Origin of the sequence: Polaribacter sp. HL-MS24, assembly GCF_032758595.1 — a bacterium.
Classification (GTDB): Bacteria; Bacteroidota; Bacteroidia; order Flavobacteriales; family Flavobacteriaceae; genus Polaribacter.
Genome location: NZ_CP136415.1, coordinates 1,826,587 through 1,851,730, shown reverse-complemented (window position 1 = coordinate 1,851,730; position 25,144 = coordinate 1,826,587). Strand labels below are relative to the sequence as shown.

The window sequence follows — 25,144 nt, the reverse complement described above, 5'->3', positions numbered from 1 at the left end:
TAAGAGAAGAGCGCTTACGAACTATTTTACGCGAAGACTCCAGTGAAAATCAAATTTAGAAACTATCAGTCCTTCCGAATTTACACCTTTTGATGTAAGGATGATTTCCTGACCTTCTCCAGTTTGAATAGACCTTTCTATAGCAGTGCGGATAACATCACCTCCCTTACAGGAAAATATGATTTTTCCCGTTGCTTTTTTATAAAAATCAGCTTCTTGATGGGTCACTAACATCGAAATCTTTCTTCCTGAATCTCGAATCGCTTTCATAACCAAAACACCTGTAGGTAATTCTGCTGCCATTCCTTGCGCTGCCCAAAACATACTCTTAAAAGGGTTTTGGTTTTTCCATCGATGGGTAATCGCAACAGTCACTTCTTCATCTGATATGGATTGTACTCGTACCCCACCAAAATATGCCAATGGCAATTTCACAAGGGTAAAAAGGTTCACTTTAGTTGGTGTAAATTTCATTTTTTCAAATTCAACGTTTAAATCAAGAAAAAATTGAATTATTCAAGATTGGCACACAAGATACTTAAAAAAACATACAAAGTCAATATGAATCATTGTTTTCAGGTTTTTTCTCAGAATTAATTTCAAAGGTACAACTGTTAAATAGCGTTAAAAAATGTTAAAAAATGTTAAATTTAGTACTATGTATTGCATAATACCTTTTTAAAGACATATATTTGCATAAGAAAGTAGTAATTAAAAAATAAACATGAAACAAAATCCGACAAATACCAATGCTTTTCTGATCCATATTTCAGCATTCGCAGGGTTTATTTTTCCGTTTGGACAAATTATCACCCCGCTTATTGCTTGGCAGACATTAAAAGACCGAAGTCCTTTTTTAGATGCTCAAGGAAAAGAGGCTGTCAATTTTAATTTAAGCTATACCTTATATGCTGGGATCATCAGTTTGGTGGTAGGAGGTTTTTTTATTGGAAACATCTTTAAAAACCTTCAATCATGGAACGATTTTAATTTGCTTGATTTTAGTTTTCATTCGGGAACTATTTTTAGCTTTATAGGAATTGGAACCCTCACAGGAATTGTAACATTACTTGGAGTTGCTCTTGTAATCATTGCAGCCCTAAAAGCAAAAGATGGAGAAAACTATCAGTATCCTTTTACGATAAAATTTATTAAGTAATGAACTCTAAATCCCAATAAATGAAGATAGAAAACGCAAAAGCACAAATGCGAAAAGGTGTATTGGAATTTTGCATTTTATCCATTTTAAAAAATGGAGATGCTTATACTTCTGAGATCTTATCCAGTTTGAAGAAAGCTGAAATCATCGTCGTTGAAGGCACCATTTATCCTTTATTAACACGACTTAAAAATTCAGGACTACTCACCTATCGATGGGAAGAGTCGACCTCTGGCCCCCCAAGAAAATATTACGTTTTAACAGAAAACGGTAGTATGTTTTTAAAAGAATTGAGTAAAACATGGAGCAATTTAGTAGCTGCAGTCACCCTAGTAACAAGTACAAAAAAAACCACACATGAATAAGACAATAAATATTAATTTAGGCGGATTCTTTTTCCATATCGATGAAAGTGCGTATCAAAAACTAAGAAGGTATTTAGATGCAATTTCAAAATCGTTGAGCGACGATCCACAAGGTAAAAATGAAATTATTGCTGATATCGAAGCACGAATAAGTGAGTTGCTATCGGAAAGAATTACAGATGCAAGACAGGTTGTCAACGAGGCAGATATCGATGAAATCATCACTATCATGGGACAACCCGAAGATTATGCGGAAGCAGAAGAAAACTATAACAACGCAAGTTATTCGCATCAAAGAAACCACAGTAAAGGAAAAAAGTTATTTAGAGATGGTGATGACAAATTTCTAGGAGGAGTTGCAGCGGGTATTGCACATTACTTCGATACTGATGCGATCTGGATTCGTTTGGCGTTTTTAGTAACCACTTTGGCTGGCTTTGGAACTGGAGTTTTGGTTTATATCGTTCTTTGGGTTTTACTCTCAGAAGCCAAAACAACTGCAGAAAAATTACAAATGGAAGGCGAACCAGTCAATATCGATAATATTGAAAAAAAAATTCGTGAGGAGTTTCACAACGTGTCTGAAAGTGTAAAAAATGCAGCCCATCAAGCATCTGATAAAATAAAAGATGGTGCAAATGAAATTTCAGAAAAAATCAACCAAAAATGGAAACGATCGAGCAACAAAAATGATGGCTTTCAGGATTTTATAAACGCTCTTGGTAATATTATATTGGCAATATTTAAAGTTGTTGGTAAATGTATCGGAGTACTTTTAATCATCATTTCTGCGGTTAGCCTAATAGGAATCATTATTGGAGGACTCTCGATTGGGAGCCTAGAATTCTTAAATATAGACAGCCAATTACTTAGCTACCCTCCATTCTTTTATGGATCTCTTTTACCTATGTGGCTATTGACCGCATTCCTTTTTATTCTTATCGGAATTCCGTTTTTAATCTTATTTATTTTAGGTCTTCGAATCTTGTCAAGCAGTGTACAAAAAATGAATAAAGCGACCTCATTGACTCTTCTTGGAATTTGGATCATTGCTCTATTGGGCATTGGTTTCGCAGGAATTGAATTTGGAACTTCGCATGCAGTAGAAGGAATAAATATTGAGAAAACCACCTTAGATCTTGTCAAAAATGACACCCTCAATATAAAAGTTATCAACGATGATACCCTTTTCTATACTAAGACTTTACGCAGAAATCGCAATGAAAAAGAACAAGTTGAAGTCCATGGTAAAGTAAAACTTTATAGTACAAACATTAGTATTGACGTTGAGACAAGCAATTCAAATGAAAGTTATTTTACGATTGAGAAATTATCCTTTGGTCGAAATAAAATCACGGCCAAAAGGGATGCAGAAGCCATACAATATCATTTCAATCAAAAAGGAAATACAATTGTATTGGATGCCTTTTTTCTTTCAGACTACCAAAATATGTTTAAAGATGAAGAAGTCAAAATAACTGTTTTTCTGGCCGAAGGAGTTACCGTATACTTCGATCGTTCATCTACAAACTTTTTACATCGCATAGACAATACGACAGACACTTATGATAAAAAGATGGCAGGACATTATTTTTTAATGACAGCAAAAGGACTACATAGCAAAGAGCTAAAAGCACTTGGAAATTTAGACATCACACCGAATGAATAACCTAATTGGAAAGCTAACTTCTATGTAGGAGCACTAATACTTGGTTTTTATAGTGCTATAGGGATGTCGTCGTTTTTGTAAAAAACGGCGACTTATTTTTTATTCTCTAAATACTCTTCGATATCTGAAATATGATATTGCAATGCTTGAGTAGAAATTTGAATTTCTTTAATCAAAAGTGCTAGCGAAAAAATTAATAAAATAAGGGCAAAACCAAAAACCCACACAGCGACGTACATCTTTCCAACATAAATTAAAAACATGGTCAGTACGCAAAACAATAAACTTGTAATGCCAAAAATCTGCATCCATCTTGTAAGGTTGAGTCGTAATTTTATGTTTTTTATCTGACGTAATAATGATTCATCTTTTTCTTTTAAAAACTTGTCATGCAAATTTCTAATCACAGAAGCATAGGCTAAAAAACGATTGGTATAAGCTAACATAATTAACGAAATTGCAGAAAACAATAATGCTGGGGTAGTAAGTGATAGTTCTTCCATATGGCGGCAAAATTAAGGAATACTTTTATTTTTTCGTACTTTTGATCTATGAAAGTTACTGGCATCCTTTTGCTTTTTTGTTTTTCATTTTTGACAAGTTTTCAGAACTTACCAAAAGGATTTGTGTATTTAGAAACAATCGACACAAGTATTAAAAAAGAGCTTAAATATTTCAGCCATCAAAATTTTATTGGAAAACCCATAAATGGCTATCAAAAAAATGTTTTGATCGTAACTGAAAAGGCTGCATTAGCACTTCATAGAATTCAACAAATAGTCCTCAAAGAAGGGTATAGCCTGAAAATTTTTGATGCTTACAGGCCCCAACAAGCAGTCGATCATTTTGTAAAATGGGCATCGGTACTCGAGGACACCTTGATGAAACAGAAATACTACCCCAGAATCCCTAAAAGTAAATTATTTCAGCTTGGGTACATCGCTTCTAAATCGGGACATAGTAGAGGGAGTACAGTAGATCTGACATTAGTCAATATTGAAACAAACCAAGAACTAGATATGGGAAGTCCCTATGATTTCTTTGGGAATGAATCTCATCCCCATTATAAAAAAAATTCAAGAGCGCAGCTTGCCAACAGACTTTTTTTAAGAAAAGTAATGCTCGAAAACGGGTTCAAACCCTACGAAAATGAGTGGTGGCATTTTACCTTGCTGAAAGAACCCTTTCCCACTACCTATTTTAATTTTCCAGTAAAATAATACGATTTAACAAATTCTAAACAGCAAAGTCTAAAATCGGCATTATATTTGTTGCAAGTTGCTCGTTAAACCCACTTCATGAAATCTATCATCATATACATTCCCTTTCTCCTTCTCCTTTATTCAAAAGAAGCGCAAGCGCAATTCGAGAATTCAAATAGCGGTAATACAACAGGAAAAATCAGCACTATTATTTCTACCAATGCGTCAGAAATTGAGCGCCCCAACCCTATTAAAATAGATGCTACAAGCGGGTTTCAAAAAGCTTTTGAAAAAGAACAGAAAGACATCAAAGAGAAAGAGAAAGAAACCGACTTCAATAACAAAGGGATTATTAGCGCAGCAAAACTCAGTGAAGAACGATTTTTAAAATCCTTTAAAAAAATAAATGGGATGTACCAATATCCGGTTATTGATCAAGATTTGGGAAGTTTTAGAACAGATTCCAAAAGTGTCAATATCATTTGTAGAGATTTTCAGTATCCCGATGGAGATCGAGTGACCATTTTTGTCAACGAAATTCCTGTGGTAGTCAATATTGTATTGCGCCAACAGTACCAAAAATTTAATATCCCCTTGGAAAAAGGGATGAATAAAATTATAATTTTAGCCTTGAATCAAGGTACCTCTGGACCAAACACAGCTGCATTTAAAGTCTTTAATGATGCTGGAATGTTACTTTCTTCAAATGAATGGAATTTGGCAACGGGTGCTAAAGCCACGCTACTCATCGCTAAAGAGCAGTAAAACAGACACGAAATCGTTTAAGTTGAATTCAAAAATTACTGTTTTTTTATTCTATTTAAAACAGTTATTTTTGTTCTTCGATTATTGAAGATCACAATCATCCTAAAAAAATAAACACCGATAATTCAGAATGAAAAAAATCACTAAGCAAACCTACTTAGATTGGTACAGGGACATGCTATTTTGGCGAAAGTTTGAAGACAAATTAGCTTCAGTTTACATACAACAAAAAGTAAGAGGTTTCTTGCATTTATACAACGGCCAGGAAGCTATCTTGGCAGGTGCCCTACATGCAATGGATTTATCTAAAGATAAAATGATTACCGCATATCGAAATCACGTACAACCGATTGGTATGGGAGAAGATCCTAAAAAAGTGATGGCAGAATTGTATGGAAAAGTTACTGGTACCTCGAAAGGAATGGGGGGCTCTATGCATATTTTTTCTAAAGAATTTGGTTTTTATGGTGGTCACGGAATTGTGGGTGGTCAAATTCCATTAGGAGCTGGAATTGCTTTTGGAGACAAGTACAAAGGAAGTGATGCGGTAACTCTAACCTGTTTTGGGGATGGTGCTGCAAGACAAGGTTCTTTGCATGAAGCTTTCAACATGGCAATGCTTTGGAAATTACCAGTTATTTTTATTGTTGAAAATAATGGTTATGCCATGGGAACTTCTGTTGAAAGAACTGCGAACCATACCGATATTTGGAAACTTGGTTTAGGTTATGAAATGCCTTGTGGTCCTGTAGATGCAATGAATCCTATTAAAGTTGCTGAAGCAATTGACGAAGCAATTCAGAGAGCTAGACGTGGAGATGGACCTACCTTCTTAGAAATGAAAACCTACCGATACAGAGGGCACTCAATGTCTGATGCTCAACATTACAGAACAAAAGATGAGGTAGAAGAATACAAAAAAATAGATCCTATTACGCAAGTAAAAGATATTATTTTAGAGAAGAATTACGCTACATTAGAAGAAATTGCTGCTATCGATAAAGCAGTAAAAGAACGAGTGAGTGAATGTGAAAAATTTGCAGAAGATTCTCCATATCCAGAACCTCAACAAATGTATGACATGGTATACGAACAAGAAGATTATCCTTTTATAAGTTAAAATATGGCTACAATTGTAAATATGCCGCGTTTAAGCGACACCATGGAAGAAGGTGTTGTGGCAAAATGGTTAAAGAGTGTTGGAGATAAAATTGAGGAAGGCGATATTTTAGCTGAAATTGAAACAGATAAAGCAACCATGGAATTCGAGTCTTTCCATGAAGGGACTTTATTATATATCGGAGTGCAGGAAGGTGAAACTTCTCCTGTGGATGTTTTATTGGCAATAATTGGTGAAGAAGGTGAAGATATTTCTGCCCTCATTAGTGGGAATGCTGAAGCAGCTAAAGAAGCACCAAAAGTAGAAGAAACTTCAAGTAAAGTAGAAGAATCTGCTGTAGCAACAAATAATTCAGAAGCAGCTAGTGTTCCTGATGGCGTACAAGTAATTACTATGCCCCGTTTGAGTGATACCATGACTGATGGTACCGTTGCTACTTGGCTTAAAAAAGTTGGCGAAACCGTAGAAGAAGGCGATATTTTAGCTGAAATTGAAACGGACAAGGCAACTATGGAATTTGAATGTTTCTATGAAGGAACCATCTTACACATAGGAGTGCAAGAAGGTGAAACTGCTCCTGTAGATAGCTTATTAGCGATTATTGGCCCTGCTGGAACGGATGTGTCCGCAATTGTTGCTGGAGGAGTTCCAACTGCAAATGTAACTTCTGATAATGCAGAAGCACCAGCAGCAAAGAAAGAAGAAATTATTGAAGAGCCAAAAACAGTGGCAGCTTCAAACACTACTAATGGACGCATATTTGCCTCTCCATTAGCCAAAAAAATTGCCTCTGATAAAGGGTATGCACTTTCAGAAATTAAAGGTTCTGGGGAAAACGGTCGTATTATCAAAAAAGATGTAGAAAATTATACTCCTGCAACTGTTCAAGTAGCGGACAGCCCGTCACAATCGACCGCAACAGCAGTAGTAACAAACTTTGCAATTGCTGGAGAAGAACACACAAGAGACGAAAAGAACTCTCAAATGCGGAAAGCAATAGCGAAGTCTTTAGGGAATTCTAAATTCACAGCACCTCACTTCTACTTAAATATTGAAGTAGACATGAGCAATGCCATGGCTTCTAGAAAAACCATCAATGCAATCCCAGATACCAAAGTATCATTTAATGATATGGTAGTCAGAGCTTGTGCAATGGCATTACAAAAACATCCTCAAGTGAATACTTCTTGGACCGATAACAATACCTTGTTCCATAGTCATATTCATGTAGGTGTTGCAGTTGCAGTAGATGAGGGCCTAGTGGTTCCTGTTGTAAAGCACACCAACCAAATGAGTTTAACTCAAATTGGAGCTGCTGTTAGAGATTTGGCTGGAAAAGCAAGACAGAAAAAAATCAAAGTGGATGAAATGCAAGGAAGTACTTTTACTGTTTCTAATTTAGGGATGTTTGGTATCGAAAGCTTTACGTCGATTATCAATCAACCGAACTCTGCGATCTTATCAGTAGGTGCCATTGTTGAAAAACCAGTTGTTAAAAATGGACAAATTGTAGTTGGAAACACCATGATGCTAACCTTAGCCTGCGATCACAGAACAGTCGACGGAGCCGTAGGTGCACAATTTTTACAAACCTTAAAGACCTTTATTGAAAATCCGGTTACAATGCTAGCCTAGTATTCTCATAGTACTTGATATTAAAAGGCTGTCTAAAAGTAGAAAAACTGTCTCTCTGAATTTATTTCAGCATCTAAGAGGCTTAATTTTCAATTTATTTTAGACAGCCTTTTTGTTACCCATAATTCTAAATGACCCCAATAGAAGAAAAATTAAAAAACCCTGTTTGGTATTCCTTACGTGAAACTCACAAAAAGTTCCTCATCGAGCTCAATGGAGTGCAATTTTACCATCCAGAGGTTTGCATTTTTGGCGCTTTTTACGATGTCAATAAAACTCCTATTGCCCTAAATGAGTATGCAAAAAGAGTTGATAAATTTTTCTTAGTTTCTGAAAATCAAACCCCAATTATCGATTCAGATAAAATTGTTTTAGAAAAAAAGATTGAAGGCTGCCAGATGGTCTTAGAAAAATTGGCCGATGTTAAAATTACTGAAAATATTGTACCCCTCACAGAAAAACACCTAGACGAAGTTTACAATTTAATTTGGTTGGTAATGCCTTACTTCTATCGAAAAAGAGGTTTTGAAATGGGCGACTTTTTTGGCATCTTTAAAAATAAAAAACTCATTGCAATTTGTGGACAACGCATGCAAACGAATGACTTTATAGAAATTAGCTCTGTAGTTACCCATCCAGAATACACTCGAAAAGGCTACGCAAAACAACTTATTGCATACACCACAAAAGAAATCTTAAAAGAACATAAGCTCCCAATTCTACATACCAACAAAGGGAATACCGCCATCCCTCTTTATGAAAAATTAGGATACAAACTCACTAGAGACATGAATTGGTGGCTCTACAGAAGAGTGTAATGAGGTGAAGTGGTTACTTTATGACAAAAATACTATCTCAATAAACTGAAATTTCCCGATCTTGATCTAAAATTGTTTCTATTATCAAGTAATTCTATATAAAACCAATAATCATCTGCTGGCAAGGCTTTTCCTTTAAACGTACCATCCCCCCGCTGCCGCACGAATCCTTTCGTGTGGTTTTTGTTTACTATCCATCATACTTTAAACAGATTAAAGACTACGATATCTTCCAATAAGCCTTGCTCTCCTGCATAATCTTTTGCACTACTATACACATATTCTTCTGCTTTGTATACCAATCCTGATTCGACAGGATTTTAATGTATATAATTTATCTTTTCTTTTATTACTTCATTACTCCATAATTCTATTGGTTTATTATCGTGTCTCCAAAACTGATGATGCTCAACATTAGAAGACTTTTTTGCTGCTTTTTTAAACTGCTCCAACAAAAACTCTCTTCTGCTTTCTTGCAAATTTTCTTGTATTGCTTTTACAATTTTATTACTCGTAAATCTTTTAAAATCGCCTAATAATTGTTCTGGTTTTTCTCCCTTTATACTTCTAAATATCAAATGCACATGATTTGTCATAATACACCACGCTATAATTTCCATTCCTTTCTTGGTTTGACAAAATGCTAAACTCTCTATCAAAATGTCTTTGTATTGAGTTCTTGTAAATACATCTAACCAATCTACCACTGCAAAACTTACAAAATATAAACCTTCTGGATTATGAAATTTATAGTTTCTACTCATTTTTTATTCTTTTTTCATTCTTCTCTTTTATCTTAACACTTTAGCCACTTTACTACACGAAAGGATTCGTGCGGCAGCGGGGATAGTATTATTTTATATTTCATAATAAATTATTGTTTTAAATCATTAATTTTTCACTTCTATCAAGAGTTTATTTAATTCATTCAAGAAATACTTTTTGTTTTCGTTTATCAAATTTCTTAAATTTTGGTTTAAACTCTTAGGATTATTGGAAATCAAATTATACCAAGCTTTATAAAAATACTCTCTTTCTTTTTGATAAATTTTAAAATCAGAAGTATTTTTTAATACAAATTTATTTAATCTATTGTCAAAAGAATATAATATGTGATAATCAAAAGCAAATGACAGTTCTATTGGTAAAAAATAGGAATATCATCCTCAATTTTATTTACTATTTCAATAATTTCAACAATACTATCATTATCTAAATCCGTTAAAAGATACCTATTAGAAGGTAAATGATATTGCTTTGATTTTTTATTTTTTTCTGTTTTTAGGCTATCTATAAAGATTAAAGCTTTGTTTGTTTTTTCAAACTGTCCAAAAACAAATTGAGACCAAAATGTAATAATAAAAATTGTAATATATTTCATAATCATTTTTTAAAATTAAAAACCTAATAATCCTCCTAAAGATTCTGGTGAATGACGTATGCTAAAAGTATTATAAAAAGCATTAGCTGTACTACTATTAGTGGGAGAAAATAAAGTTCTAATAACTTCGTAATGTAGATGGGCACCATTTGCTGCGGAACCAGTCGCACCTGAATTAAAAATTACATCCCCAAAACTAACAGGTTGACCAGCAGAAACATTTAATTTATTACCATGAGCATATAAGGTGTAAACATTACCTCCTCCATTAGGTGATAGTCCATGATTAATAATAACAGTTTTCCATAAGTTCTTGAAAAATACGCTTTAGAAACAATCCCATCAGCAGTAGCCCTTACTTCAGTACCTACTGGAACTGCATAGTCTACTCCTTTATGAGGACTTGAACCCGACGCTGCCGCACGAATCCTTTCCCCCGCTGCCGCACGAATCCTTTCGTGTGGTTTTTGTTTATTATCCATCATACTTTAAACAGATTAAAGACTACTATATCTTCCAATAAGCCTTGCTCTCCTGCATAATCTTTTGCACTACTATACACATATTCTTCTGCTTTGTATACCAATCCTGATTCGACAGGATTTTGATGTATATAATTTATCTTTTCTGTTATTACTTCATTACTCCATAATTCTATTGGTTTATTATCGTGTCTCCAAAACTGATGATGCTTAACATTAGAAGACTTTTTTGCTGCTTTTTTAAACTGCTCCAACAAAAACTCTCTTCTGCTTTCTTGCAAATTTTCTTGTATTGCTTTTACAATTTTATTACTCGTAAATCTTTTAAAATCGCCTAATAATTGTTCTGGTTTTTCTCCCTTTATACTTCTAAATATCAAATGCACATGATTTGTCATAATACACCATGCTATAATTTCCATTCCTTTCTTGGTTTGACAAAATGCTAAACTCTCTATCAAAATGTCTTTGTATTGAGTTCTTGTAAATACATCTAACCAATCTACCACTGCAAAACTTACAAAATATAAACCTTCTGGATTATGAAATTTATAGTTTCTACTCATTTTTTATTCTTTTTTCATTCTTCTCTTTTATCTTAAAACTTTTGCCACTTTACCACAAGAAAGGATTCGTGCGGCAGCGGGGCTTACATTCTATTTCTATCTGATTTGTTATCTCAACAACCTCAAGAATATTATCATTATTTAAATCTCTTAAAAAAAATAACGAGTTTGTTTTTTCTTTTTGCTTACAATTCAAAAAAGTAATTGCATCATTTTGTTTTTCGATTTCTTGATTATAAGCTTTAATAGTAAAAGCTAATAAAATAAATAAAAATATTTTTCTCATAAAATCAGTCTATGATATTATTTATTTTATAGTTCTTATTCAAATCTAAAACTAAAGATAATTTAATTGAAATAAAAGTATCGCTAGATTTGTCATAAAAAGAGACTGTAAAAGTTTTACATCTAACAGTGTCTTTTATAACCTTTAAACTATTTATCCAACTAGAATCAATATCCTGAGCTTTGATAAAAGGATCATAACTCAAGTTTTTATTATTATTAATAAAATTTTCTGTACAAAACTCCTTAATAATTTCATCTAACTTATCTTTATTTGAAGGCCATTTAGAAGCTTCTTCAATATATTTTGAATAAAATATTTCTAAAGTTTCTTTGGCTTTTAATTCTGAAAACTTATTTTGTGACTGTAAACAACCACAAATTAGAAAAATGTTTGCTAAATAAATTATTTTTTTAATATTCATATTTTACCATCTAAAGATTGAATAACTAGGTTTAAATTTACTATAATCTGATCCAGCCCAAAAACCTTTTTGAAAAAAATCAGACACCCATTGTTTACCATTAAACATTTGTATGTGACCATAAATATGGTTTCTTAGTCCCTTAAAAGACTCAAATACAGCTATATCTCCTCTTAAAGGAATATAATTATCTATACTTATTTTATCAAATCCTTTTTTAAGCAATAAATTTCCATAATTTTTAGCATAAACAGGTCTTCCAGACGTATCTAATCCACCTCCTTCTAATGCCTTTCTTACATATCTAGCACAGTACCCAGAAGATTTAGATAATCCGTTATTATTCAAAGTATCAATAGCATCATCTATATTCAGCCCCGCTTTAGTTGCACTACTTTTTATACTACTAACAGAAGATGTTTTATTAAGAGTTGGTTTAGCATCAATAATATCGGTACTCATTTCAATTTTTGGATTTAGTGATTTGATACCAACTGGAGTTAACCTAATAGGTTGTGGTGGGTTTTTAACATCTCCACTCCAGAAATCTCTACCATTATTATTAGCTTTTATACCTGCGGTAACACCACCGATAGCCGCGCCAATAAAAGCTCCTTGTATACCGCCCCTTAATCCTCTCATAAATCCAGTCATAAAGTGATGTCCGCTGGCCCAAGAAGTAATAGCTGCTCCAGTAAAACCAGCAGCAAAGCCACTTGCCGCTCCTACAGCAGCTCCACTCCAAAAACCGACGACTGTTAAGGCTTGAGACCCAAAGAAAGCCCCTCCTGCTACTAAATTGGCGACACCTGCACCAACACCTGCAGCAACACCTCCTATCAGGGCACCTAATAATATTTCTCCAAAGTTTCCTCCTTTAATTGCTGCTGTTGTGCCTCCAATAACTGCTCCAATAATTACAGCTACCCAAAAGAACTCTCCACTGGGATCAGTAAATTTTAATGGATTATTCCAAACATACCCATACCGATTAAAACTTTGAGTACTAAACGGCTCTTGGATGTAGTTGTCAGGGCTGAGAAAACGACCTAGTTTGGCATCGTACATCCTGCCATTCATGTGTATCAAGCCTACGGATATAAAATGCTCATGCCCCCGCTGCCGCACGAATCCTTTCGTGTGGTTTTTGTTTATTATCCATCATACTTTAAACAGATTAAAGACTACTATATCTTCCAATAAGCCTTGCTCTCCTGCATAATCTTTTGCACTACTATACACATATTCTTCTGCTTTGTATACCAATCCTGATTCGACAGGATTTTGATGTATATAATTTATCTTTTCTGTTATTACTTCATTACTCCATAATTCTATTGGTTTATTATCGTGTCTCCAAAACTGATGATGCTCAACATTAGAAGACTTTTTTGCTGCTTTTTTAAACTGCTCCAACAAAAACTCTCTTCTGCTTTCTTGCAAATTTTCTTGTATTGCTTTTACAATTTTATTACTCGTAAATCTTTTAAAATCGCCTAATAATTGTTCTGGTTTTTCTCCCTTTATACTTCTAAATATCAAATGCACATGATTTGTCATAATACACCATGCTATAATTTCCATTCCTTTCTTGGTTTGACAAAATGCTAAACTCTCTATCAAAATGTCTTTGTATTGAGTTCTTGTAAATACATCTAACCAATCTACCACTGCAAAACTTACAAAATATAAACCTTCTGGATTATGAAATTTATAGTTTCTACTCATTTTTTATTCTTTTTTCATTCTTCTCTTTTATCTTAAAACTTTTGCCACTTTACCACACGAAAGGATTCGTGCGGCAGCGGGGTTATTTGTTTTTATTTCAAAGGTAGTTACTTCATCTATATTTACGTTTGTGCTTGTAGCAACCAACTCTACTACAAATTGTTCTTCTTGTGGTTCTACAATATTATTATTTCCTGAACTACAGGAAAAAAATATTGTACTTAATATAAGTATTACTTTTCTCATATTTAATCAATTAAAATATATTTTTTCTCCTTAAAATAATTCTCATCTAAAGAAAATTTTATATTATACATTTGTTTTTTATATATATTTTCCCAAGTATTTTCTTTTAAAACTTGTTCTTCTATAAGAAAAATATTCAATTTATTATTCTTACAATTTTTAAAAAAAGAAATAATATTATAATCATAAATATAAGTTGAACCATTTTCTGAATTTGATTCAGATTTAAACCCTTTTACTATTTTTTCTCCCACAACAACTGTATTTTTTTCTTCCCCTCCATAAATAAAATACTTTAAGGCAGGGATCTTTTTTAAACTGTCCGAACAGTTTGTATAAACATAGTAAGTTTGATTGGTTTTATTTATGACTTTCAACTTCTTCATTTTCTTTTGTGGATCATAAACACAAGATACTAATATGACTACTATTAAAATATTAATTAGTTTTTTCATAATTTATTTATTTTATTTCAAAGGTGTCCATGGGGCATGAGCTCTAAACTTCAACCAATTCCAAGTACTTAAAGGCTCTTTAAGTAAAGGATAACCAAATAGGTTATTGTGTAATGACAAACCATTAAGCCAATTATTCTGCCCAAAGTGGTCAGCTGATAAATAATTTGCCCAAGTTTCTGTCCAAAATTTACCATGACCTTGGGGAGTGTTTACAGAAGCACTCCATAAACTTTCTTTTCCTATTATAGAATAGAATCTTAGGTTTCCAACTTTTCTAGCTTGTAGAATATGACCAAATTCATGCTCTAATAACCATGCATTTTGTTTAGCTCCTTTAATCACGTTTGTTCCTACAACAATTCCTTTTATAGTAAAGTAATTCCACCACTACTATAACCATTACCTAAATCAGCAGATTCAAAAACGTCTACCCCTTCAAATTTACCTGCATACTTACCAAATATCTTTTGATCTGTGTTTTCAATACCATGAGCACCAAAACCTTTTGATAAGTCCAATTCTGTTTTACCCAACCAAAAATCTCCATCATATTTATTAGCTTTAATTCCTGCGGTAATCCCACCTATTGCTGCTCCTATTAAAGCACCTTGGATACCCGATTTAAAACCATTAGTTATGCCATCCATAAAACTCCCACCACCAGTCCATGTATTAAGAGCAGCTCCAGTAAAACCAGCAGCAAAGCCACTTGCCGCTCCTACAGCAGCTCCACTCCAAAAACCGACGACTGTTAAGGCTTGAGACCCAAAGAAAGCCCCTCCTGCTACTAAATTGGCGACACCTGCACCAACACCTGCAGCAACACCTCCTATCAGGGCACCTAATAATATTTCTCCAAAGTTTCCTCCTTTAATTGCTGCTGTTGTGCCTCCAATAACTGCTCCAATAATTACAGCTACCCAAAAGAACTCTCCACTGGGATCAGTAAATTTTAATGGATTATTCCAAACATATCCGTATCTATTAAAACTTTGAGTACTAAACGGCTCTTGGATGTAGTTGTCAGGGCTGAGAAAACGACCTAGTTTGGCATCGTACATCCTGCCATTCATGTGTATCAAGCCTACGGATATAAAATGCTCATGCCCTGTATAGCCTCGGTTAATTGTTGACAAATAAAACTACAAAACACAAATTCCCCGTTTTAATAATAAAATCGGGGAATTTTGAATAGGAATCGGGATGTCTTAAAAAAGTAATTTTATTTTCTTCTTCTGGATAAAATTAAAAAATACTTTCGTTTTTATATTAAATATATAGTAATAACTAATTAGATTTCTTTTCACCAACACAATATTACTTTTCAAAAAAGAGAAAGCATTGCCAAAAATAATTTTCATTAAATAAACCTATAGAATGCGTGACACAAACTCTTGCAGAACACCATACTATGGTTCATAATTCACGATATAAGTGACGTGAAATACTAGCAGTATTTTTTAAAAATAAATCTTGCTTAAGAAGATATATATAAAAAAAATGCACCTAAATGTACTTAGATTTTGATTTTCACGACTTCAATCTGTTCGTGAAATTATTAAAAAATTATTAAAAATAAAAAAATTGTAGAAAAAATAACAAACATAGATCACCTAAAAGAAACGGTTCTAAAATTCTTGATTCAAGTCCCAGGCCTCTAAAATCTCTTTTAAGGTTTTGATAAACATTCCTCCAAGAGCTCCATTGACCACCCTGTGATCATAGGAATGAGAGACAAACATTTTTTGTCTGATTCCGATAAAGTCACCTTCAGAAGTTTCAATCACAGCTGGTACTTTACGAATTGCTCCTAGGGCTAGAATAGCAACTTGTGGCTGGTTGATGATTGGGGTTCCCATCACAGATCCAAATCCACCAACATTTGTGACGGTGTAGGTTCCGTCTTGAATATCATCGGGTTTTAAGGCATTATTTCTTGCACGGTTTGCCAAATCATTTACAGATTTTGTCATTCCTACCAAGTTCAATTGATCTGCATTTTTGATAACGGGTACAATTAAGTTTCCATCTGCCAAAGCTGCTGCCATACCTAGATTGATGTTTTTCTTTTTGACAATAAAGTCACCATCAACAGCAATATTAATTAATGGATATTTTTTTATAGTCGATGCTACAGCCTGCATAAAAATTGGAGTAAAAGTTAACTTCTCACCTTCACGTTTAAAGAAAGCATCTTTTACTTTCTCACGCCATTTTACAATATTGGTTACATCTATTTCAATAAACGATTGAACATGAGCCGCAGTTTGCACAGAATCGACCATGTGTTTTGAAATTAATTTTCCCATTCGGGTCATTTCAATCACTTCGTCTTCTCCGTTTACAGAAACTGGAGCTGCTTTTTGTGCATGTTTTGGAACAGATGCAATTTCATTTTCTGCTGGTTGTACTTTTGAAATATGTTTTGAAGCAGTTGCTCTGTTTTCTATATAGGCTAAAATATCATTTTTTGCCACTCTCCCATCTTTTCCAGAACCTTTAATGGTTTCTAATTCATCCATGGAAACACCTTCTGTTTTGGCAATGTTTCGAACCAATGGTGAATAAAATTTACCACTCTCAGAAGTTTTAGAAATAGGCACTGCTACTGATTCGATTGCTTTTTCAATCTCACTCGCTGCAGCCACAATTTTATCTTCGACTTTAGGTACAGGTTCAACTTCGACTTCTGAACCTTCAACAGCTTCTGTTTCTATAATAGCAATGGTAGCGCCAACAGCAACCACCTCGTCTTTTGAAAATAAGATTTCAACCAAGGTTCCTTCTACTTCAGAAGGTACTTCAGAATCCACTTTGTCCGTAGCAATTTCAACAATAGCTTCGTCCAATTCAATGGTATCTCCTACTTCTTTTAACCAAGAGGTGATGGTCGCTTCCGCAACACTTTCTCCCATTTTAGGTAATTTCAATTCGAATCTTGCCATTACTGTCTTTTATATAGATTGCAAAAGTACTAAAAAGGGATGGTTTTCTACTACTAATTCCAATAGAAAAAAATTAGGGATATTCTATTTATTTAAATTATTCGTAATTTTTAAGCTTAAAAATACAACATAATTAAATAAAACACACTTTAAAAACCTATTTATAGATTATTTAATAATTAACTCTCAAAATCATGATTTAAAAATTTCTTTGATTTCCTACAGAGTATCAGCAGATATCTCAACAAAGATTGCAATCTACTTGCCTACCCTTTTAGTCATTTTTAATTCGCTACAATCTATATTGAAATATCTAAAGGAGAATTGAAGATTTTATGACACCCACGCTTTAGGACTTTTCAAAACCTTCAGCAACCGTTCTTCATCTGAATTTTCTTCGGGATGATGGTCATACTTCCACTGGACTATTGGCGGCAAACTCATCAATATACTTTCAATCCGTCCATTAGTCTTGAGTCCAAACAAAGTCCCCCGATCATGTACTAAATTAAACTCTACATAGCGACCTCTTCGGATTTCTTGCCAGTCTTTATGAGCTCTTGTATACGAAATGTCTTTTCTCTTCTGAATGATAGGTACATAGCTTTCCAAGAAACTATTCCCCACTTCTGTAACAAAATCAAAACGATCTTGAATCGTAAACTCTTTTGTTTCTTTTAAATAATCGAAGAACAAACCTCCAATTCCACGAGCTTCATTTCGGTGGGCATTCCAAAAATAATCATCACAAGTTTGTTTAAATTGTGGATAAAAAAAAAATTATGCTCATCACAAGCTGCTTTACAAACCCTATGAAAATGCTCCGCATCCTCATCAAACAGATAATATGGAGTTAAATCTTGACCACCTCCAAACCACTGATTCACCACCTCACCGTTATCGTTGTACATTTCAAAATAACGCCAATTTGCGTGAACAGTCGGCACAAAAGGACTTACGGGATGCAAAACCAGACTCAAGCCACAGGCAAAAAAATTACCCTCTTCCACACCAAATTGCTTTCTTAACGCTTCTGGCAATTCTCCAAAAACTTTTGAAATATTAACGCCTCCTTTTTCAAAAATTGCTCCATTTTCAATCACGCGTGTTCTTCCTCCACCGCCTTCTGAACGGGTCCATAAATCTTCTTGAAATGTAGCTTCTCCATCAACAGTAGCTAGCTTAGAAGTGATTTGATCTTGTAGCTTTTGAATGTATTGATAAAATTGATCTTTCATAACTTAAACCATTTTTTGATTACAATAAGATTTTTTTTCAAAGTCGCTAATGTTCATAGAAATAACGGGGACTTCTTGAAACATTGACTTTAATTTAGCAACAATCATTTTAGAAAGCATTGCTTTTTGCTCGACTGTTCTTCCCTCCATAATATATCCAAAAACATGAATAAAATCAGCCTCACCAGATTGAACCAAAGAATATTTGAACGGATTTAATCGTACCTTAATATCCATTTCCTTGAACAAACCAGTTGAAAACGCAGTTTCAAAAACAGCTTGAAGGATTTTTTTAGGTTCTTTTAATGTTAAAATATTTTCTGAACAGTCTAAAATAAAATGTGGCATTCTAATTTACTTTATATTCTTTCACAGCATCTACAAAGGCCTTTGCGTTTTCTAGTGGAATGTTTGGCAAAATCCCATGTCCTAAATTTACAATGTATTTGTCTTTCCCAAAATCGTTTATCATTTGGTGAACCATTTTCTTTATTTCTGCAGGAGGCGACAACAATCTTGAAGGATCGAAATTACCTTGCAATGTGATATTTCCACCAGATAAATAACGTGCGTTTCTTGCAGAACAAGTCCAATCAACCCCAAGAGCAGCTGCACCCGATTTTGACATCTCATTCAAAGCAAACCAACATCCTTTTCCAAAAGCAATGACTGGTGCTTCTTCTTTTAAGGCATTAATTATTTGCTGAATGTATTGCCATGAAAATTCTTGATAGTCTACTGGAGACAACATACCGCCCCAAGAATCAAAAACCTGTACAGCATTAACACCTGCCGCTACTTTCGCCTTTAAATAGGCAATAGTGGTATCTGTAATTTTTTGTAATAGTTGATGTGCTGCCACAGGTTTTGTAAAACAAAGTTCTTTGGCTTTGTCAAAATTTTTAGAACCCTGCCCCTGCACCATATAACATAAAATTGTCCATGGGGAACCAGCAAAACCAATTAAAGGAATTTCATCATTCAATTTTTCTTTGGTCGCTTTGATGGCTTGATAGACGTAGTCCAATTCGACCTTTACATCAGGAACAACAACTCGATCTACATCGTTCTGTGTCCGAATTGGATTGGGCAAATAAGGTCCAAAATCAGGCTTCATTTGCACCTCTACATTCATTGCTTGTGGAACCACTAAGATATCTGAAAACAAAATTGCAGCATCCATTCCGTATCTACGAATGGGTTGTACTGTGATTTCTGAGGCCAATTCAGGAGTTCTACAGCGGGTAAAGAAATCATACTTTTTTTTGATCTCTTGAAATTCTGGCAAATACCTTCCTGCCTGACGCATCATCCAAACAGGGGGTCTGTCTACCGTTTCTCCTTTTAAGGCTCGTAAAAATAAATCGTTTTTTATCATTTTATTACTTTTTGCTAACCGCTACTTTTTGCATGGCGCGATCTACTGCTATTGCTATTTTTTGAATATCCTTCTTTGTTATTGCTGAAGATAAAAACCATGCTTCAAATTGAGAGGGAGGTAAAAACACTCCATTTCGAATCATCTCCCAAAAGAATATTGCAAATTTTTTCGTGTCTGATGTTTGTGCTTCTTCAAAATTGGTCACCTTCGATTTTGTAAAAAATGGATTCATCATGGAACCAAATCTGTTCACCACGATATCTACCTGATACTTTTTAGCTGCTCCTACTAAGATATCCTCAATCTTCTTTCCAACAGATTCGAAATTCTGATAAGGATTTTGTCGCTTTAACTCCGTCAATGTTGCTATTCCTCCAGCCATTGCAATTGGATTTCCACTAAGGGTTCCTGCCTGATACATTCCACCCAATGGTGCAACCTGCTCCATGATTTCATTTCTAGCTCCGTACGCTCCTACAGGAAAACCACCTCCAATAACCTTTCCTAAGCAAGTAATATCTGCAGTGACGCCTAAAAGTTCTTGTGCCCCTCCAAATTTAGAACGAAAACCCGTCATTACTTCATCAGCAATTAATAAGGCTCCTTTTGTTTCTAGATAATCTTTCAGCTCTTTAAGGAAATTATTTTGCGGAATCACAACCCCCATATTTCCTCCAATAGGCTCAATAATTACCGCAGCAATGTCATCGTGAGTTTCAAAATGCTTTTTTACACTTTCTAAATTATTGTATTCTGCAACCAATGTATTCTTGACTGCTCCTTCTGGAACACCTTTAGATCCTGGCATACTGAGAGTAACTAACCCTGATCCTGCAGCAACCAATAAAGCATCTTGATGCCCATGATAACAGCCTGAAAATTTGATGATTTTGTCCTTTCCTGTAAATGCTCTTGCCAATCGAACACCACTTAAAACAGCTTCTGTTCCTGAATTCACAAAACGGACTTTGTCCATTTCTGGAAAAGCATCACAAACAATTTTGGCTAGTATAATTTCATTTTCCGTGGAAGCTCCAAAAGAATATCCATTTCTCAATGCTTTGGCTACACCTCGCTGTACTTTTCTGTGACGATGCCCAATAATCATCGGACCGTATGACAATACCAAATCGATATATTCGTTGCCATCTACGTCCGTGATCTTACTTCCCTTTGCTTTTTTGATAAACAATGGATTTCCGCCAACGGAAGAAAATGCTCTTACCGGGGAATTAACTGCTCCAACAAGATGAACCAATCCTTTCTTATATAATTCTTCTGATTTTTTAAACATAATATGAAATTGTGGATATGCTTAATTGTAACAATTAAACAGTCTAACCTTTTAACTTTTTATCGCTTCAACACCAATGCTGCTTCTTTGGCAAAATAGGTGATGATAATGTCTGCACCGGCTCTTTTCATCGAGAGTAAACTTTCCATCATCACTTTTTCTCCATCTATCCAACCTTTTTCTGCTGCTGCTTTTACCATTGCATATTCACCACTTACATTATAACATGCAATGGGTCTGTCAAAATTATTTTTTAAATCTCTGATAATATCCAAATACGATAAGGCAGGTTTTACCATCAAAATATCGGCTCCTTCTTGATCATCAAAAGTTGCTTCGCGAAGTGCTTCATCTCTATTAGAAGGGTCCATTTGATAGGTTCTTCGGTCACCAAAAGTAGGTGCAGAATCTGCAGCATCCCTAAAAGGACCATAAAATGCAGAAGCATATTTTACGGCATATGCCATGATGGGTAGGTTTGCAAAGCCTGAATTGTCTAGCGATTCTCGAACCATCGCAATGGTTCCGTCCATCATTCCCGAAGGAGCTACCATATCTACACCTGCTTTTGCATGTGAAATAACTTGTTTGGCAATATTCACTAGAGTAGAATCATTGTCGACATCATTGTCATGGATAATTCCGCAATGCCCATGAGAAGTATATTCACAAAAACATACATCGGTAATAACGTACAGATCTGGATAGTTCTTTTTAATAAAACGAATGGCCTGTTGAATGATTCCATTGTCGTTCCAAGTTTCTGTTCCTTCTTCATCTTTATTTGAAGGTATTCCGAAGAGTAAAACTGCAGGAATTTTTAAAGAAACTACTTCGTCCAATTCTTTGGAAATTCGATCCAATGAAAAACGTTTGATTCCTAAGCATCGAAACAATTTCAGTTTCAATATTTTCTCCTTCTTCTATAAAAAGAGGGTATACAAAATCTTCAACAGAAAGTTTGGTTTCTTTTACCAACCTTCTGATTCCCTCTGATTTTCGCAATCTTCTTGTTCTAAACATAATTATTTAGTTAAAAAGTTAGAAATTGTACGTTGCTTGTCAATACAATTATTCTTCTAAAAAGTGCTGGTTTACCATTTCTAAAACACTCTCTACATCTGGCATATAAGCTACTTGTACATTTGTAAAATGTTTCCTTGCAGCTACAGCTGTGGTTTCACCAATACAAAATGCAATTTTATCCGTACTGTTTTCTCGTAAATAACTGTCAATTCCCGAAGGACTGTAAAATAAAACTCCAGAAACATCAGTATCTATTTTCACAGAACTCAACATTGTCTTATAAGCTTCAACTTCTTCTACTACGATGCCATGTGCCTGTAATATAGTGGGCAAATCGTCAAGTCGTAAGTCACTACAGAAATACGTTAGCCTTTTAATGGAAGTTTCTTTTGAAATATAATCCGCTAATTTTGTAGCATTTTTAGCAACATGAGTCACTTTTCCTATTCTATTTTCTATGAGCTTTTTGGTTCTTCGACCTACACAGTAAATATTCTTAAAATTGATTTCGTCTTTTGTAAATGAATTTAAAATCGCTTCTACACCATTCTGACTGGTAATCACGACATTTTCATGTGTGTTTTTCATCACTTTGGCAGGAATTCTATTGAACCGGATTTTAATAAAATCACTGTCTTTGATACCAATAGAATCGTCAATTATTTTCTTTTGTGACTCCGAAAGTTTTTTAGTAGAATAGATTTCATGTTTTGTTTGCGAAACCGCTCCATCGGAAATCATCAATTCTTTTCCACCTCGATTGATGATATAATCGACACAGTCTTTTGCCAAATACTCGTGACTTCCTTTTTTAGCCGTTTTTGCTACGGTTATTTTTTTAGAACCATCACTTTTCAGCAAGACTCCTTTAAAATTAATTTCTTCCGTTTTATCATCTATATAAGCTAATGCGCCAATAGGCGCAGAACAACCACCTTCCAACAATCGTAAAAATTCACGTTCAATCCCTACACAGATTTGTGTATCAGGATGATTTAATTGCTCGCAAGCATCTCTGGTATATTCATCATTTTCTAAAGCAGCTATCATAATTGCCCCTTGTGCTGGTGCAGGAATCATCCAGGAAGGTTCACAGCTCCTGCTGGACGTTTCCCGATTCGCTCCAACCCTGCAGCTGCAAAAACAGCTCCGTTCCAATTGTTGTTTTCAACCTTTTCCAAACGGGTATTGACATTCCCCCTTAGCTCCACTACTTGATGTGTTGGATAACGGTTCAACCACATGGCTTTTCTTCGAAGACTACCCGTTGCAATAATTCCCTCGGGTTCACCGAAGAACTCCTCGGTTCCATTTAAAACTAGAATATCGTTGTAATTGGCTCTTTTCAAAACTGCAGCTTGAACAATTCCTTCTGGCAATAAAGTAGGCACGTCTTTTAATGAATGAACGGCAATATCAATATCACCATTAAGCATTGCAATGTCAAGGTTTTTGGTAAAAACACCAGTGACACCTAACTCATATAGCGGCTTGTCTAAGACAATATCTCCCATAGATTTTATAGGAACTAAAACGGATTCATAACCCAATTCAGCTAATTCTTTGCGGACTTTGTTTGCTTGCCAAAGAGCTAATTGACTCTCACGTGTTCCTATTCTAATTATTTTGTGCATGCTTTGTTGTTAGGGTTGAAATACCTTTTGAATAACTTGTAAACTTTGAGAAACTGAAGTATCCTCTTCTTTTAAGTGCTTGACGAATTGAGTCGTGATTTTCTGAATAAATCGAGAAGTTAAGATTTCCGCTTGATCCTCATCGAAATTAGATATTTTTTTCTTCTGAAAGTTGATTTCATCTTTCTTGATGATTTCTAAAGACTTTTTTAAAGCAGCTATTGCTGGAGTAAACCTTCTGTGATTTAACCAATCGTTGAATTCTTTTTTATGTGTCTCTATTATTGCTTCTGCAGTTGGAATTTCTTGTTGACGAACAGCTAATGTTTCATCAGTAATTTTGGAGAGTTCATCTACATTTACGAGAGTAACTCCCTTGAGATCAGAAACGTCTTTTGCCACATTTTCTGGCATCGACAAATCTAAAATCAGTAAGGTTTTGTCTTTAGAAATATGTTCTTGGATCACAGTGGGTTTGTCTGCACCTGTAGAAACAATTAATACATCTGCTTTTGCTATTTCTAACGATAAATGCTCTATTTCTGACTTTCGGATTGAAGGATGCTCCTTTACAAAATCAGCTGCTTTCTCTTCAGTTCGATTGATCAAACAGACTGATTTATTCTGGGTGTATTCTGCGAGATTTTTACAGGTATGTTTTCCCATTTTCCCCAAACCAAACACTAAAATATTTTTAGAATTGAAATCGGGTAAGTTTTCAATTATATATTGAACTGCAGCATAGGAAACCGAAGTGGTTCCAGAACTCAATTTGGTTTCATTCTTGACCTTTTTACTGGCTTGCATGATGCAATTTAACAAACGTTCAATATAAGCATTGGTGGTTTTGTGTATTTTTGCCATCTTAAAAGACTGTCTAAGCTGCCCCACAATTTCGTAATCTCCTAGAATCTGACTTTCTAAACCTGTACCAATTCGGAAAAGCTGACTGATGGCCTCCTGATCTTTGTACACATTAGAAATATCGGCAAACTCTTCAACAGTTCCTTCTGAAAAATGGCACAACAATTGAATCAATTGGTAAGGATGTTCTGCAAAACCTGAAATTTCAGTCCTGTTGCAAGTAGAAAGAATAAAAACACCTTCGAAGCTTTGCTCCTTTGCCGCTTCTAACAGTGCAATTTGGTTCTCTTTTGACAAAGAAAATTTCCCACGTGTTTTTGCGTCCGCTTTTTTATAACTAACTCCAATATTGTAAAAGTGCTTCTGAATGTCTTGCTGCATACTTCTTTTAAAGATGGGTCAAAAATAGAAACTTCAGAAAGATAAAAATGTCGCTCAAAGTACTTTTAATACCGTTG

The 25,144-nt window shown here is 34.5% G+C and carries 26 protein-coding genes and 4 pseudogenes; 8 read left to right on the top strand and 22 right to left on the bottom strand.

Annotation, left to right across the window (positions count from 1 at the left end):
• Nucleotides 1-21: 21 nt before the first annotated feature.
• The gene (locus RRF69_RS08770) at nt 22-474 is read right to left on the bottom strand and encodes a DUF4442 domain-containing protein (RefSeq protein WP_316939439.1); all 453 of its coding nucleotides are present in this window, start codon (nt 472-474) and stop codon (nt 22-24) included.
• Nucleotides 475-724: 250 nt separating this feature from the next.
• On the opposite strand from RRF69_RS08770, the gene RRF69_RS08765 reads away from it, so the two are divergent.
• From RRF69_RS08765 to RRF69_RS08755, 3 genes are read left to right on the top strand one after another with little or no spacing between them, the layout of a single operon-like run.
• Nucleotides 725-1,159 (top strand): DUF4870 domain-containing protein, encoded by a 435-nt coding sequence (locus tag RRF69_RS08765; RefSeq protein ID WP_316939438.1) that lies wholly within the window; start codon nt 725-727, stop codon nt 1,157-1,159.
• A 20-nt stretch (nt 1,160-1,179) separates the two neighbouring features.
• Complete coding sequence (locus tag RRF69_RS08760; RefSeq protein ID WP_316939437.1) at nt 1,180-1,524, top strand: PadR family transcriptional regulator; 345 nt, start codon at nt 1,180-1,182, stop codon at nt 1,522-1,524.
• A complete protein-coding gene (locus tag RRF69_RS08755) occupies nt 1,517-3,193 on the top strand; it encodes a PspC domain-containing protein (protein WP_316939436.1) in 1,677 nt (558 codons plus the stop codon). Before RRF69_RS08760 ends, RRF69_RS08755 begins: the two co-directional genes overlap by 8 nt.
• A gap of 92 nt (nt 3,194-3,285) precedes the next feature.
• Here RRF69_RS08755 and RRF69_RS08750 read toward each other — a convergent pair whose 3' ends face one another.
• A complete protein-coding gene (locus RRF69_RS08750; protein WP_316939435.1) occupies nt 3,286-3,696 on the bottom strand; it encodes a DUF2721 domain-containing protein in 411 nt (136 codons plus the stop codon).
• A 123-nt stretch (nt 3,697-3,819) separates the two neighbouring features.
• Here RRF69_RS08750 and RRF69_RS08745 point away from each other — a divergent pair, with 123 nt between their 5' ends.
• The 5 genes from RRF69_RS08745 to RRF69_RS08725 all read left to right on the top strand — a co-directional run bounded on the left by RRF69_RS08745 (nt 3,820) and on the right by RRF69_RS08725 (nt 8,733).
• Entirely contained in the window at nt 3,820-4,413 is a 594-nt protein-coding gene (locus RRF69_RS08745; RefSeq protein WP_316939434.1) for a M15 family metallopeptidase, read from the top strand.
• A 78-nt stretch (nt 4,414-4,491) separates the two neighbouring features.
• The gene (locus tag RRF69_RS08740) at nt 4,492-5,160 is read left to right on the top strand and encodes a hypothetical protein (protein WP_316939433.1); all 669 of its coding nucleotides are present in this window, start codon (nt 4,492-4,494) and stop codon (nt 5,158-5,160) included.
• A gap of 130 nt (nt 5,161-5,290) precedes the next feature.
• Complete coding sequence (gene pdhA / locus RRF69_RS08735; protein ID WP_316939432.1) at nt 5,291-6,280, top strand: pyruvate dehydrogenase (acetyl-transferring) E1 component subunit alpha; 990 nt, start codon at nt 5,291-5,293, stop codon at nt 6,278-6,280.
• 3 nt (nt 6,281-6,283) lie between these two features.
• Entirely contained in the window at nt 6,284-7,915 is a 1,632-nt protein-coding gene (locus RRF69_RS08730) for a pyruvate dehydrogenase complex dihydrolipoamide acetyltransferase (RefSeq protein ID WP_316939430.1), read from the top strand.
• Nucleotides 7,916-8,046: 131 nt separating this feature from the next.
• Nucleotides 8,047-8,733 carry a GNAT family N-acetyltransferase gene (locus RRF69_RS08725; protein WP_316939429.1) on the top strand — a complete coding sequence of 229 codons (687 nt, stop codon included), beginning with the start codon at nt 8,047-8,049 and terminating at the stop codon, nt 8,731-8,733.
• A 320-nt stretch (nt 8,734-9,053) separates the two neighbouring features.
• Here RRF69_RS08725 and RRF69_RS08720 read toward each other — a convergent pair whose 3' ends face one another.
• The 20 genes and pseudogenes from RRF69_RS08720 to hemA all read right to left on the bottom strand — a co-directional run bounded on the left by RRF69_RS08720 (nt 9,054) and on the right by hemA (nt 25,067).
• A complete protein-coding gene (locus RRF69_RS08720) occupies nt 9,054-9,497 on the bottom strand; it encodes a transposase (RefSeq protein ID WP_316939428.1) in 444 nt (147 codons plus the stop codon).
• A 374-nt stretch (nt 9,498-9,871) separates the two neighbouring features.
• A complete protein-coding gene (locus tag RRF69_RS08715; RefSeq protein WP_316939427.1) occupies nt 9,872-10,114 on the bottom strand; it encodes a hypothetical protein in 243 nt (80 codons plus the stop codon).
• Nucleotides 10,115-10,129: 15 nt separating this feature from the next.
• Nucleotides 10,130-10,596, bottom strand: a pseudogene (locus tag RRF69_RS11805) (M23 family metallopeptidase).
• Entirely contained in the window at nt 10,596-11,162 is a 567-nt protein-coding gene (locus tag RRF69_RS08705; RefSeq protein WP_316939425.1) for an REP-associated tyrosine transposase, read from the bottom strand. The pseudogene RRF69_RS11805 and the gene RRF69_RS08705 overlap by 1 nt, the downstream one beginning before the upstream one ends.
• Nucleotides 11,163-11,211: 49 nt before the next feature.
• Complete coding sequence (locus RRF69_RS08700; RefSeq protein ID WP_316939424.1) at nt 11,212-11,448, bottom strand: hypothetical protein; 237 nt, start codon at nt 11,446-11,448, stop codon at nt 11,212-11,214.
• 4 nt (nt 11,449-11,452) lie between these two features.
• Nucleotides 11,453-11,872, bottom strand: coding sequence for a DUF3828 domain-containing protein (locus tag RRF69_RS08695; protein WP_316939423.1), 420 nt, complete (start codon nt 11,870-11,872; stop codon nt 11,453-11,455).
• A gap of 3 nt (nt 11,873-11,875) precedes the next feature.
• Nucleotides 11,876-12,952 (bottom strand): RHS repeat-associated core domain-containing protein, encoded by a 1,077-nt coding sequence (locus RRF69_RS08690; RefSeq protein WP_316941127.1) that lies wholly within the window; start codon nt 12,950-12,952, stop codon nt 11,876-11,878.
• Between the two features lie 81 nt (nt 12,953-13,033).
• Nucleotides 13,034-13,600 (bottom strand): REP-associated tyrosine transposase, encoded by a 567-nt coding sequence (locus RRF69_RS08685; protein ID WP_316939422.1) that lies wholly within the window; start codon nt 13,598-13,600, stop codon nt 13,034-13,036.
• A 27-nt stretch (nt 13,601-13,627) separates the two neighbouring features.
• Nucleotides 13,628-13,846, bottom strand: a complete 219-nt coding sequence (locus tag RRF69_RS08680; RefSeq protein ID WP_316939421.1) for a hypothetical protein — start codon at nt 13,844-13,846, stop codon at nt 13,628-13,630.
• A gap of 2 nt (nt 13,847-13,848) precedes the next feature.
• Nucleotides 13,849-14,301: a hypothetical protein gene (locus tag RRF69_RS08675; protein ID WP_316939420.1), complete on the bottom strand. Its 453-nt coding sequence runs from the start codon at nt 14,299-14,301 to the stop codon at nt 13,849-13,851.
• Between the two features lie 12 nt (nt 14,302-14,313).
• Complete coding sequence (locus RRF69_RS08670; RefSeq protein ID WP_316939419.1) at nt 14,314-14,646, bottom strand: hypothetical protein; 333 nt, start codon at nt 14,644-14,646, stop codon at nt 14,314-14,316.
• 23 nt (nt 14,647-14,669) lie between these two features.
• The gene (locus tag RRF69_RS08665; protein WP_316941126.1) at nt 14,670-15,377 is read right to left on the bottom strand and encodes an RHS repeat-associated core domain-containing protein; all 708 of its coding nucleotides are present in this window, start codon (nt 15,375-15,377) and stop codon (nt 14,670-14,672) included.
• Nucleotides 15,378-15,932: 555 nt separating this feature from the next.
• The gene (locus tag RRF69_RS08660; protein ID WP_316939418.1) at nt 15,933-17,249 is read right to left on the bottom strand and encodes a dihydrolipoamide acetyltransferase family protein; all 1,317 of its coding nucleotides are present in this window, start codon (nt 17,247-17,249) and stop codon (nt 15,933-15,935) included.
• A gap of 333 nt (nt 17,250-17,582) precedes the next feature.
• Nucleotides 17,583-18,487: pseudogene (gene hemF, locus RRF69_RS08655) on the bottom strand (oxygen-dependent coproporphyrinogen oxidase).
• 3 nt (nt 18,488-18,490) lie between these two features.
• The gene (locus RRF69_RS08650) at nt 18,491-18,835 is read right to left on the bottom strand and encodes a 5-carboxymethyl-2-hydroxymuconate Delta-isomerase (protein ID WP_316939417.1); all 345 of its coding nucleotides are present in this window, start codon (nt 18,833-18,835) and stop codon (nt 18,491-18,493) included.
• A gap of 1 nt (nt 18,836) precedes the next feature.
• The gene (gene hemE, locus RRF69_RS08645) at nt 18,837-19,865 is read right to left on the bottom strand and encodes a uroporphyrinogen decarboxylase (RefSeq protein WP_316939416.1); all 1,029 of its coding nucleotides are present in this window, start codon (nt 19,863-19,865) and stop codon (nt 18,837-18,839) included.
• 4 nt (nt 19,866-19,869) lie between these two features.
• Entirely contained in the window at nt 19,870-21,165 is a 1,296-nt protein-coding gene (gene hemL, locus RRF69_RS08640) for a glutamate-1-semialdehyde 2,1-aminomutase (protein WP_316941125.1), read from the bottom strand.
• 56 nt (nt 21,166-21,221) lie between these two features.
• Nucleotides 21,222-22,185: pseudogene (gene hemB / locus RRF69_RS08635) on the bottom strand (porphobilinogen synthase).
• A 48-nt stretch (nt 22,186-22,233) separates the two neighbouring features.
• Nucleotides 22,234-23,822, bottom strand: a pseudogene (gene hemC, locus RRF69_RS08630) (hydroxymethylbilane synthase).
• A gap of 9 nt (nt 23,823-23,831) precedes the next feature.
• Nucleotides 23,832-25,067, bottom strand: coding sequence for a glutamyl-tRNA reductase (hemA, locus tag RRF69_RS08625; RefSeq protein WP_316939415.1), 1,236 nt, complete (start codon nt 25,065-25,067; stop codon nt 23,832-23,834).
• Nucleotides 25,068-25,144 lie beyond the last annotated feature (77 nt).

What these genes read in the sequence shown, in the direction of transcription:
- RRF69_RS08725 (WP_316939429.1), top strand. Translation starts at nt 8,047, where the DNA reads ATGACCCCAATAGAAGAAAAATTAAAAAACCCTGTTTGGTATTCCTTA.
- RRF69_RS08690 (WP_316941127.1), bottom strand. Translation starts at nt 12,952, where the DNA reads ATGAATGGCAGGATGTACGATGCCAAACTAGGTCGTTTTCTCAGCCCT.
- hemE (WP_316939416.1), bottom strand. Translation starts at nt 19,865, where the DNA reads ATGATAAAAAACGATTTATTTTTACGAGCCTTAAAAGGAGAAACGGTA.
- hemA (WP_316939415.1), bottom strand. Translation starts at nt 25,067, where the DNA reads ATGCAGCAAGACATTCAGAAGCACTTTTACAATATTGGAGTTAGTTAT.
- RRF69_RS08715 (WP_316939427.1), bottom strand. Translation starts at nt 10,114, where the DNA reads ATGAAATATATTACAATTTTTATTATTACATTTTGGTCTCAATTTGTT.
- RRF69_RS08755 (WP_316939436.1), top strand. Translation starts at nt 1,517, where the DNA reads ATGAATAAGACAATAAATATTAATTTAGGCGGATTCTTTTTCCATATC.
- RRF69_RS08760 (WP_316939437.1), top strand. Translation starts at nt 1,180, where the DNA reads ATGAAGATAGAAAACGCAAAAGCACAAATGCGAAAAGGTGTATTGGAA.
- RRF69_RS08770 (WP_316939439.1), bottom strand. Translation starts at nt 474, where the DNA reads ATGAAATTTACACCAACTAAAGTGAACCTTTTTACCCTTGTGAAATTG.
- pdhA (WP_316939432.1), top strand. Translation starts at nt 5,291, where the DNA reads ATGAAAAAAATCACTAAGCAAACCTACTTAGATTGGTACAGGGACATG.
- RRF69_RS08680 (WP_316939421.1), bottom strand. Translation starts at nt 13,846, where the DNA reads ATGAGAAAAGTAATACTTATATTAAGTACAATATTTTTTTCCTGTAGT.
- RRF69_RS08695 (WP_316939423.1), bottom strand. Translation starts at nt 11,872, where the DNA reads ATGAATATTAAAAAAATAATTTATTTAGCAAACATTTTTCTAATTTGT.
- RRF69_RS08660 (WP_316939418.1), bottom strand. Translation starts at nt 17,249, where the DNA reads ATGGCAAGATTCGAATTGAAATTACCTAAAATGGGAGAAAGTGTTGCG.
- RRF69_RS08765 (WP_316939438.1), top strand. Translation starts at nt 725, where the DNA reads ATGAAACAAAATCCGACAAATACCAATGCTTTTCTGATCCATATTTCA.
- RRF69_RS08665 (WP_316941126.1), bottom strand. Translation starts at nt 15,377, where the DNA reads ATGAATGGCAGGATGTACGATGCCAAACTAGGTCGTTTTCTCAGCCCT.
- RRF69_RS08675 (WP_316939420.1), bottom strand. Translation starts at nt 14,301, where the DNA reads ATGAAAAAACTAATTAATATTTTAATAGTAGTCATATTAGTATCTTGT.
- RRF69_RS08750 (WP_316939435.1), bottom strand. Translation starts at nt 3,696, where the DNA reads ATGGAAGAACTATCACTTACTACCCCAGCATTATTGTTTTCTGCAATT.
- RRF69_RS08700 (WP_316939424.1), bottom strand. Translation starts at nt 11,448, where the DNA reads ATGAGAAAAATATTTTTATTTATTTTATTAGCTTTTACTATTAAAGCT.
- RRF69_RS08650 (WP_316939417.1), bottom strand. Translation starts at nt 18,835, where the DNA reads ATGCCACATTTTATTTTAGACTGTTCAGAAAATATTTTAACATTAAAA.
- RRF69_RS08685 (WP_316939422.1), bottom strand. Translation starts at nt 13,600, where the DNA reads ATGAGTAGAAACTATAAATTTCATAATCCAGAAGGTTTATATTTTGTA.
- RRF69_RS08705 (WP_316939425.1), bottom strand. Translation starts at nt 11,162, where the DNA reads ATGAGTAGAAACTATAAATTTCATAATCCAGAAGGTTTATATTTTGTA.
- RRF69_RS08740 (WP_316939433.1), top strand. Translation starts at nt 4,492, where the DNA reads ATGAAATCTATCATCATATACATTCCCTTTCTCCTTCTCCTTTATTCA.
- RRF69_RS08720 (WP_316939428.1), bottom strand. Translation starts at nt 9,497, where the DNA reads ATGAGTAGAAACTATAAATTTCATAATCCAGAAGGTTTATATTTTGTA.
- RRF69_RS08730 (WP_316939430.1), top strand. Translation starts at nt 6,284, where the DNA reads ATGGCTACAATTGTAAATATGCCGCGTTTAAGCGACACCATGGAAGAA.